We start from the raw sequence: 10,826 nt of genomic DNA on the forward strand, positions 1-10,826 counted from the left end.
TCTATTTAAGAAATTTTTAGTTTTTTTATACTTATCAATTAACTGATTTACAAGCGTTTTTAATTTTGCTTTTTTAAAACAATTATATCACAACTTTGATTAAAAAATCTATTTTAAGAAACTGGTATTTAATTGTTTTTGTGCTATTTTTACCTCTCTGTCAAAAATTGAACAGATTTCATAAACCCCAAGTTTACAAGGCTTTAAAAATTACTCTGATTCTGTTTTAGAGGACAAACTAAAAACGTATGGCAATCTGGTCTAAAAGACTTTTTTTATTGATTTTTCTCTTTTTATCGTTCAGTCTGCAGGCGCAGATTGAAAATAAAAAGAAAACTTTTGTTTCCAGAAATCCTGTAGAGATTAAAGAGGATAAAAATACGCTGGCACTTTATGATTTATACAATAAAGGCGAAGAAAAAAAGGCATATAAAAAAGCGCATTCGATATTAAAATCGGGTACGGCGGGAAATCGCTCCATAGCCAGAACCAATTTACTTCTTGCTTATTATTTTAATAAAAGGGCTATTATTGATTCTTCTATTTATTACACGAATCAAGCTTTAAAATTCAATACTGTCGTAAACGATTCTTTAAAAAACCGACTTTTTTCTCTTGGTTATAATTTACTGGCAATTAATTATAAAAAAAGAGGTTTGCTGAATGAAAGTAAAAAATGGCATTTAAAGGGTATTGAGGCTTCTCAGAAATACAATGAAAAAAATCTTTTTTATACGCATACGCATGGTTTAGCGCAAACGTACAGCGAATTGGGCGATTATATCAATGCATTAAAATTGTTTAAACAATGCCTTGAATATAAAGATGATAATGAGATTATTCTAGGAAGTTATATTAATATTGGTGATATTTATTCGAAACTGAAGGATTATGAAAATGCGGGTATTTTTTATAAGAAGGGAAAGGTTCTTTGCGAAAAAACCAATAATAATCAGGGACGTGTTATTATTTTATTAGGTCTTGGCGAGAATTATCAACTACAAAATAAGCCTCAGGAAGCCTTAAAAATGTTTCAGGAAGGGCTTTTAATTGCTGATAAAAGTGAGCAGAACCAGTTGTCAATTGTATGCCGAAGCAGTATTGGCGATGCTTATATTTCGCTTAAAAAATATAATGATGCAAAATTGATGTTTTCTGAAGCGCTTCAGAAATCGGTTCATTTTGGACTGCTTCAAAATCAAAGTTATATTTATGATGAATTGCGAAAAATTGCGATTCAGCAGGATGATTATAAAAGTGCTTATTCGTTTTTTGAAAAATCAACTCATATTAAGGATTCTATTAATAAACTTCAGAAAATAAAGGAAATTAATGAATTGGAAATCAAATACAAAACAGCTCAAAAACAAAAGGAAATTGAGGTTTTGAAATTTGAAAATGAGACTAAAAAACTAACATTGGCAAATCAGGAAGAGGCGATAAAAAATATGCTGCTTCAGGAGGAAATTTCCAATAAAAATAATGAAAACACGATTTTGTCTTTTCAGAATTTATCAAATAAGAAACGAAACGAAATTTCGCTTTTAAAGAAGGATCAGCAATTAAAAGCTTTAGAAATCAATCAGCAGAAAAAAACAAAATTGTTTACTATAATTGCTTTTCTGATTTTATTATTACCTATTATTGGACTTTTATTTCAGTATTATAAACGGTTTAAAGTGCAGCATTTACTCAATATAAAGCAGGCCGAAATAAGTTCTCAAAAGATTGACGGAATTCTGAAAGATCAGGAATTAGAGTTGATTAAGGCTTCGATAAGCGGTCAGGATAAGGAAAGACAACGTATTTCGCAGGAATTACATGATAGTATTGGCGGTAATCTGGCTGCGATAAAACTGCAGGTGAATCATTTAGATGTTTCTAATTTTTCAAATGTCCAGAAAATCAGCCTGCAGTTGGATGAAACGTATCAGCAGGTTCGAAGTTTGTCGCATAATTTGCTTCCGAAGAAATTCAGCCAAAATAAATTTTTGGAAGTTTTGGAATCTTATTTCAGAAATATCAGTGAGGCAAGTAAAATTAAAATTTCGTTTATTCCGTATCCGAAAAAAGAGATTAATGATTTGGATGAAGATATTCAAATTGAAACGTTTAAAATTATTCAGGAACTTCTAACGAATACGATTAAACATGCAAAAGCTTCTGAAGTGGAAATTCAGCTGAATTATATTGAGAATATTCTAAATCTTTTATTTGAGGATAATGGTGTTGGTTTTGATACGGAAAAAAGTTCAAAAGGAATTGGCTTTATTAATTTAGAAACACGAATTGATACCTTAAAGGGTTCGTTTGTAATTGATTCTAAATTGAAAAGAGGTACAATTGTTAATATTGAAATTCCGGTTTTAGAACCAAGATCAAAAAATAAAATTAAGGGAATTGATTTTAAAAATAAGCTTGACGAATTAAAAAGTAACTAATATATTAGTTTGATGAATAAAATAAATTTACTTATTGCCGATGATCATACGATGTTCCTTCAGGGAATTATGTCTTTATTAGAAAAGGAACCGAATATTGGAGTTGTTGATACGGCAATAAACGGGATCGAAGCATTGGAAATAATTAAAAAGGGTAATATTGATTTTATTATCCTGGATATCAGTATGCCGGAAATGGATGGTATTGAATTGAGTAAGATTTTGAAAAAAGAATATCCAGATGTAAAAATCCTAATTGTAAGCACACACAGTAATGTGATGATGATTTCGAGGTTAATTAGAATTGGCGTAAATGGTTATTTACTTAAGAATGCTGAGAAGTCTGAACTTTTGAAAGCGATTAATACGATTGCTTCGGGAGAAAATTATTTTGCCGAAGAGCTGGAAGAAAAACATCTTTCGAACAGTTCTAAAATTGAAAAACAGGTTTCGAATTTAACGGAATTAAGTTCCCGCGAAAAAGAAATTTTGATTTTGATTGCGCATGAATACAATACGGCTGAAATTGCCGAAAAAACTTTTATCAGCTTAAATACTGTTAATACACACCGCCGTAATTTATTATCAAAACTGAATGCTAAAAATACGGCGGGGTTGGTAAAATATGCGGTTGAAAATGGTTTGGTTGATTGATTTATTCGAATCCTTTACCCATTCGGTAATTTAAAACGAGCCCGAAAGTATCTGGAATTACTACATTATCAAAGGATTTATTATAGGTACAGATTACTCTGAAATGATCTGAAACATGAAATCCTGCCAGAACATTTATTGTGTTTGAAGTTCGATAACCGCCTCCAAATTCAAGTTTGTTTTTGTAGTTTGCTAATAAATTAAAATCGGCCTGAAAAGGTGACCCTTCCATATATTTTAATAAAACACTTGGGTTTAAAAGTAAATCTTCGCGGTTGCTTGTAAAAAATCGGTAGCCTAAATAACTGTAATATACATTTTTTAAATTGGTATTATTTTTTGAATTGAAGGCTTCATTTAACAAGTTTGGTGCTGATAATCCTAAGTAAAATTTATTATAATTATATAAAAAACCTACGCCAACTGTTGGTGTAAAAGTGTGAATGTTTTCTTGAAATTCCGGATCAAATTCTAATCCTAATTCGGTTAAATTTTCGTTATAAAGCATTGCTCCGGCTGTAACTCCAAAGGAAATCATCTTAGAATTGGCTGATCTTTTCTCTCCTGCTTTATAATCTGAACCATAATAAATTTTATACGAGTATGAAGTAAAAAAATTGGTTGTATTTGTTACTCCAATCTCATCGCGGGATATTCCGGCTGCTAATCCTAATCTGTCTGACCACGCTGATTTGTTTATGGAAAAATCAACATTTTTTGGACTTCCATCAAAAGAGTTGAAATATCCATTTGTGGTCATTGCAATATCTATATCTGAATAATATCCCGCATGTGCGGGATTTATTAAAACGGTATTGTAATTATAACTTGAAAAAACTGGTGTTTGTTGTGCGTAAGCCTTTTCTAAAAAAATGATTATGATGAGTAAGGCTGCAATACTATTTATTATACTTTTCATGAATTAGCGTTTTAAAACAAGATATCCCTTGAGTTTTTTAAAGTGATGTGGTTGATTGACAAGGATTTCGAAGAAATAAGTTCCCTCTGGCAATTGATTAGCTCCCAGATTTCGGCTTTTGTTTGCGATTCCGGTAAATACATTTAATGCATTATCATAGTTTTCAGTTTGAAAAACTAAATCGCCCCAACGGTTGTAAATCAAAACCTGATTGTTTGGATAATCTGTAATGTCATCGATTTGCCAAAAATCATTTATTCCGTCGCCGTTTGGAGAAAAACCATATTTTGTTTCGTCTTTATCTTCTGGAACAACTGTTATTGTTACAGAATCTTCGGCTTCACAATTGTATTCATTTTTAAAAACTACTTTATAGGTTTTTGTGGTTAAAGGTTTTGCAACTGGGTTTGCAATTGCATTATTGCTTAATCCATCTGAAGGCGTCCATAAAAAAGTTCCGCTTTCTGAAGTTACTGCTTCAAGGTTTACAGATTGTCCTTCTGTAATTTGCTGATCATTTCCTGCCTCAACTACAATTGGATTTGTAAATAGTTGAAAATAACAATCTTTTGAATTATTACTTTGATCTGAAACTGTTATTTTAACCGTCATTCCTGCTAAATAGTCACTTCCTGCTACCGGATTTTGAACAATCGAAGGATTTGGATCCATGTTATCTGTTGCAGAAATCATTTTTGTATAATCTGGAATTACGGTTGTATTACATTCCACCATTTGATCTGTAAGACAGGTAAAAACAGGCTCTTCATTATCTAATACAATATGTATCACAAAGGAACAACTGGTATCATTACCACTATTATCCGTAGTGTTCATAACTACATTCATTCCGTCAGAAATTGCAGATCCAGAATTTGGAGTTTGCGTTACCGTTAAATTTGAATCACAATTATCTGAAACTGTAATCATTGAACGATAATCTGGAAGTGACGTACCCACAAGCAAATTCTGATCTCCAATACAGGTTATTACTGGCGGAGTAGTATCTGCAGAAACGTTGACAATAAAACTGCACTCTGAATATTGATTTGATGCATCTGTAGCGGTTACGGTTACGGTCATTCCGTCTGTAAAATCACTTCCCGCAGCTGGATCCTGAGTAATTACCGGCGATGGATCACATTCGTCTGTTGCTTTAACTAAAGGTGTATAGTCTGGAATTTTTGATCCACAAGCTAAAGTCTGGTTTCCGATACAGTTATAGATTAATGGCGGCGTAAAATCTTGTTCTGCCGAATGTACAACGAAGGTGCATTCGTCATAATTTCCTGATTCATCTGTGTATTTTATGTGTATTGAAATCCCATCATAGAAACGAGTTCCGGCTGGCGGTGTCATTTCTGCAGTAATATTATCACTACAATTATCCTGCAGATTCATTATAGGACTAAATGCATAATTGGGGATAAATTCTCCGCAATATAGTGTTACATTTGATGGGATAGTAAATGTTGGGGGTTTGGTATCTGCACCAGTTGCACTAATAATTATACTGCAATTAGTGTAGTGTCCAGCATCATCTTGAGCGGTAAAAACAACTTCCATTCCGTCATAAAAAGCGGTTCCTTCCGGCGGATTTTGCGTAAGCGTTACATTTGTATCGAGGTCATCTGTTACAGTTAGTAATGGAAGATAATTAGGAACTTTTTCGCCACAAGCTAATTGCTGATTTCCCAAACAGGTTAAAACAGGTGCTTCATGGTCGATACCATCTGAAACAGTAAAAGTACAAGTTTGAAAATGACTGCTGGCATCGGTTACGGTTAAGGTTACGGTTTGTTTTCCTCCTGTAAAAATGGTTCCCGGAGCCGGATTTTGTTCGATTACAGGATATTCATCACAATCATCTGTAACTGTTATATTGTTTGTGTAATTTGGAATTTCGTCTCCTTCGGCAATAACTTCATTGGACGGGCAGTTAGCTATTACTGGTTTTTCGGTATCAGTTATATTTTTTCTTCCGTAAATAACATATACTCTTCCCGGATCCTCATTTATTTTTACAGAACCTGAAGAATTATACATAATACTGCTTCCAATAATATCATCAAAACCATCATTATTAATATCTCCGGTAAAATTAAATGATGTGTCGTATCCGTGAGAAAATGTTAGTCTTAAACCTTCTTTAGCGGTAAAATTGAACATATTAATAGAACTTTTCCAGATCTCTCTACCGTAAATAATTACAGCACCTGAATTATTTACCGCAAAAAGGTAATCATCTATTCCATCTTTATTAAAATCACCAATGCTACCAGATTTACCTACTGAAGCGAATGAATTTTCTAATTTAAAACCGTTTGTACCGTCAAGATTGTTTAAATCTACTGAAGCCGGAATACTTGCAGAACCAAAAAGGACAAAATCTCTATTGAATGCAATATCATTAAAGCCGTCATGATTAAGATCGCCTACTTTATTTATTCCTGTGTATTTTAAAGATGATGTTGAATGCTGTACAATAAAACCATTGCTGCCATTTAGGGTTGTTACATTAAATTCACTTGGAAAACCAGAGCTTCCGTAAATAATATATCTTTTCTCTCCATCATAAGTAGCCACAGCAATATCAGGAATGCCATCTCCATTAACATCTCCTAATCCTGTTAAAGAATTAGCAATTTTATCAACAGCAGGATCACCGGAAATTGAAAAACCATTGCTGCCATTTAACTCTGTCGATAATAGTAAGGCTGGAAAAGGACCGCTTTTACCATAAATTATATGTCCTTTTTTTAATTGTCCGCTTCCAAAAACAGCGATATCATCAAAACCGTCATTATTAAAATCGCCAATAGAATCAATCCCTGCACCTATCGTTTCATAATATTCTGTCCCAGAAAATACAAATCCGTTACTTCCGTTTAAACTTGATAAAAAGAATTGAGCGCCAAGACCTCCTGTTTTCCCAAAGATTACATAAACTGCACCTGCATCGTAATTAATATTTTGTTTGTGAGGTGCACTCAACATTATATCGTCTATTCCATCACCATTTATATCGCCTGCAGAAGCTACTACAGTCCCTGTTTTGTTATATCCGTTTAAATCTACATCATCACGAATAATAAACCCGTTCGTTCCATTTAAATCTTTTAAATGAACTGTAGGCGGAAATCCGGTGGTTTTACCATATACTATATATACACTTCCCCTTATTATTTCCTGTGTATTTTTAAAAGCTCCTGAAGAACTTCTTATATCTCCTACTGAGCTTAATATAAAATCTTGAATACCATCATTGTTTATATCTCCTGCCTTATTTACACTAAATCCTGTTTGTATAAAACCTGTTTCTCCGTATACCACAAAACCATTTGTTCCATTTAATTCTTCCAACGAAAAATTTACTGTTTTACATGTTGGCGCTGAAGGAGGTGTTTTCAATTTTACTAAAAAACTACATGAATTTGTGTTTCCCGATAAATCAGTAACAGTAATCGTTACATTGGTATCTCCTTTGAATAAAATCCCCTGAGGTGGGCTTTGAGTTATTACCAAATCATAATTACTGGTATACAGACAATTATCTGTTACATTAGGCAATAATGTAATATAATTAGGTAATGTTGAATTCACATAAAGTTCCTGATTGACAGGACACTCAATGATTGGCTTAACATTATCTATACGGTCTAAAGTTTCGCCGTAAAAAATATATGCGCTCCCTTTATCCCAATAATAATCTTCTTTTCTGGTAGATCCTAATATAAAATCATTTGTCCCATCATTATTAAAATCTCCGATTCCTGCTGCGTCACGTGCAAAAGTCTTATTAGAATAACCAACGAAATCATCAAAAATCTGGTATCCAACCGTATTTAAAATTTTATTTTCTTTTACAATTCCCGTAGCGGTATTTCCACCAAAAACAATATATAAGGCACCACTGTTTGAGATTCCTTCTTTAGAAGAAATTGCAATATCATCCTTTCCATCGTGATTAATATCTTTTACTCCAGCTACTGAAAATCCAAACTGATCATTGTATTTATTTCCTTGAAAAACTACACCTGTTGCTGGTGTTATACTTGTTATAGAAAATGAAGCCGGAAATGTATTCCTTCCAAAAACAACATAGGCTCCACCGACACCGCTAACTCCGTCAAGATCTTTAAATGGAGCTCCTACTATAATATCATCAATACCATCATTATTAAAATCACCTGCTGATGCAACTGATTTTCCCATTCGGTTTTCCTTTATAGAATTGGTTATAATTGTTCCTTCTGATGCATTCAAAATATCCAAATCTATTATTGCAGGAAAACTTAAATTTTTACCGAATATCAGGACTACTCTTCCTGAATAAGGATTTGCTGGATCTTGAAAAGACGGAAATCCTAAAACTAAATCATCGATTCCATCATTATTTATATCTCCGGCATTGCGGCCAATACTGTCTCCATACCAAACTGCATATCCTGATATTTTAAAACCATTTGTACCATTTAATGATGAAGTGACTAAATCCGTAATACCTGCAGCTCCAAAAACAACATAATTATTAGTTCTTGCAGCGTAAAATTCAGTAATGATAATATCAGATATTCCATCGTGATTCACATCGCCAGCATAACTTACATCTATTATATATGTATTTGCCTCTCCATTACAGGTAATAGAAATTCCTTTTGTATTATCAATATCGGTTCTATTGTAAAGTGGCTGAAATGTATTAGCCCCAAAAAATACTTGTGCGGTTGCCATCCCTTCCTCAGTATAATTTCCAATAATAATATCATCAATTCCATCATTATTAAAGTCACCAGTCGGGCTTAGCATAGTTCCTAATTTTTCGCCTGCGGCAACACCCCTAATTACAAAACCATTAGTTCCGTTTAAGGCAGCAACATCAAAAGTTTTAAATGAAAATCCTGATCCACCAAAAATGACATAAATCTCACCTACATCTTTCATTCCGCCAAAATCAATTCCCGGCGCTCCAATCATAATATCCGGTATACCATCATGATTAATATCTCCTGCACTTTTTGTCGTGTATCCCAGATCATCTTCATTAGCTTTACCTTCCAGTAAAAACCCATTCGATCCGTTTAAAACAGAAACCGGTACTTGCGCACAACCATTCTGAGCGTTTGAAATCCATATTCCAGCGAAAAAAAATAGGAATAAGAAAATTTGAAACTTTGGTGTTATTTTTAAAATAGTTCTATTACTTTTCATTCTACAGCTATATATTTTAACTTTTTCAAGTTGCAAAACTATAACTCAACTAAATTTCACACATCACTATAAATAGTGATTTTGAGAATTTAGGTTAACTATATACAGATCAAAATTCGTTTAAGAATAATTTGTAATTTAGTCTAAATCCTTAAAATTTAAATATATGCGCTATACCGCAATCATTTCAATGATTATACTTTTAACATCTTGTAAAAATGAACCCAAATCAGATGTACTTTCAAGTTATTTTACTTACGATCAAAACAATGTAGAATCAGCCGGTGTAAAAATGATTCCTATAAAAACACCTGTTGGTGAATTTAAAGTTTGGACAAAACGTTTTGGAAATAACCCTAAAATAAAAATCTTGCTCCTTCATGGAGGCCCCGCAATGACACATGAATACATGGAATGTTTTGAAACATTTTTTCAACGTGAAGGTTTTGAATTTTATGAATATGATCAATTAGGATCTTATTATAGTGATCAGCCTAAAGACAGCAGCCTATGGACAACTGACAGATTTGTAGATGAAGTCGAACAAATTAGAAAAGCAATTAATGCAGATAAAGATAATTTTTATGTATTAGGAAATTCATGGGGAGGAATTCTTGCTATGGAATATGCTCTAAAGTATCAACAAAATATGAAAGGACTATTAGTATCAAATATGATGGCAAGCGCTCCTGAATATGGAAAATATGCTGATGAAGTTTTAGCAAAGCAAATGAAACCACAAATTTTAGCAGAAATAAGAGCTTTAGAAGCTAAAAAAGATTTCAGTAATCCGCGATACATGGAATTATTACTCCCAAATTTTTACAAAGAACATTTGTGCAGATTAAAAGAATGGCCAGACGGACTAAATCGTGCCAGTAAACATGTAAATGGAGAAATTTATACCATGATGCAAGGCCCAAGTGAATTTGGTATTAGCGGAAGATTAGCCAAATGGGATATTAAAAATCGTTTACAAGAAATTACAATTCCAACACTTATGATTGGTGCCAAATATGATACAATGGATCCAAAAGCAATGGAAGAACAAAGTAAATTAGTTAAAAAAGGACGTTATTTATATTGCCCAAATGGGAGTCATTTAGCTATGTGGGATGATCAAAAAATCTTTATGAATGGTGTAATTCAATTTATTAATGATGTTGACAATAAAAAAATATAGTATGGGCACAAAATCCAATATACTGATTTACAAAACCTAAGTATCAATAGAATAATTATATAATTTCTTAGCGCAGCTGTCGGTTACTTTTTTGCTTTAGAATAAACAAAAATGTCGTTCTACGGCAGGAAATAATATCAATTTCGAATACTTCGACTTTAAATTACAAAATATTGCCTGCAGTTTCAAACGCAGGTAGTCCTGCATGGCACATATCTGTTAATATTAGTTTTTTAACCAAAAAAGAGTTTAGTTTCCAAAAGTATTATAAAACAAAAAATCCTCATCAAATACATGATGAGGATTCTTAAAAGAAAGGCGACGACATACTCTCCCACAATACTGCAGTACCATCTGCGCAGGCGGGCTTAACTACTCTGTTCGGGATGGGAAGAGGTGAGCCCCGCCGCAATAACCA

5 protein-coding genes and 1 rRNA gene are annotated in these 10,826 nt (G+C 32.9%); 3 read left to right on the forward strand and 3 right to left on the reverse strand.

The window, feature by feature from the left end:
• Positions 1–248: 248 nt before the first annotated feature.
• A complete protein-coding gene (locus APR43_RS21670; protein WP_053474470.1) occupies positions 249–2,441 on the forward strand; it encodes a sensor histidine kinase in 2,193 nt (730 codons plus the stop codon).
• A gap of 12 nt (positions 2,442–2,453) precedes the next feature.
• Complete coding sequence (locus APR43_RS21675; RefSeq protein ID WP_053474469.1) at positions 2,454–3,095, forward strand: response regulator; 642 nt, start codon at positions 2,454–2,456, stop codon at positions 3,093–3,095.
• Position 3,096: 1 nt separating this feature from the next.
• On the opposite strand, the gene APR43_RS21680 is transcribed toward APR43_RS21675, so the two are convergent.
• Both APR43_RS21680 and APR43_RS21685 read right to left on the reverse strand, forming a co-directional pair.
• The gene (locus tag APR43_RS21680; RefSeq protein WP_053474468.1) at positions 3,097–4,014 is read right to left on the reverse strand and encodes a PorP/SprF family type IX secretion system membrane protein; all 918 of its coding nucleotides are present in this window, start codon (positions 4,012–4,014) and stop codon (positions 3,097–3,099) included.
• 3 nt (positions 4,015–4,017) lie between these two features.
• Positions 4,018–9,225, reverse strand: a complete 5,208-nt coding sequence (locus APR43_RS21685) for an HYR domain-containing protein (protein WP_053474467.1) — start codon at positions 9,223–9,225, stop codon at positions 4,018–4,020.
• Between the two features lie 166 nt (positions 9,226–9,391).
• On the opposite strand from APR43_RS21685, the gene APR43_RS21690 reads away from it, so the two are divergent.
• The gene (locus tag APR43_RS21690; protein WP_053474466.1) at positions 9,392–10,408 is read left to right on the forward strand and encodes a proline-specific peptidase family protein; all 1,017 of its coding nucleotides are present in this window, start codon (positions 9,392–9,394) and stop codon (positions 10,406–10,408) included.
• A 313-nt stretch (positions 10,409–10,721) separates the two neighbouring features.
• On the opposite strand, the gene rrf is transcribed toward APR43_RS21690, so the two are convergent.
• Positions 10,722–10,826, reverse strand: a 5S ribosomal RNA gene (gene rrf / locus APR43_RS21695); the annotation flags it as partial.

The sequence above is a fragment of the Flavobacterium sp. NLM genome (assembly GCF_002210235.1).
GTDB lineage: Bacteria > Bacteroidota > Bacteroidia > Flavobacteriales > Flavobacteriaceae > Flavobacterium > Flavobacterium panici.

Coding starts and splice junctions, on each gene's coding strand:
- APR43_RS21670 (WP_053474470.1), top strand. CDS start 249: ATGGCAATCTGGTCTAAAAGACTTTTTTTATTGATTTTTCTCTTTTTA.
- APR43_RS21680 (WP_053474468.1), bottom strand. CDS start 4,014: ATGAAAAGTATAATAAATAGTATTGCAGCCTTACTCATCATAATCATT.
- APR43_RS21685 (WP_053474467.1), bottom strand. CDS start 9,225: ATGAAAAGTAATAGAACTATTTTAAAAATAACACCAAAGTTTCAAATT.
- APR43_RS21675 (WP_053474469.1), top strand. CDS start 2,454: ATGAATAAAATAAATTTACTTATTGCCGATGATCATACGATGTTCCTT.
- APR43_RS21690 (WP_053474466.1), top strand. CDS start 9,392: ATGCGCTATACCGCAATCATTTCAATGATTATACTTTTAACATCTTGT.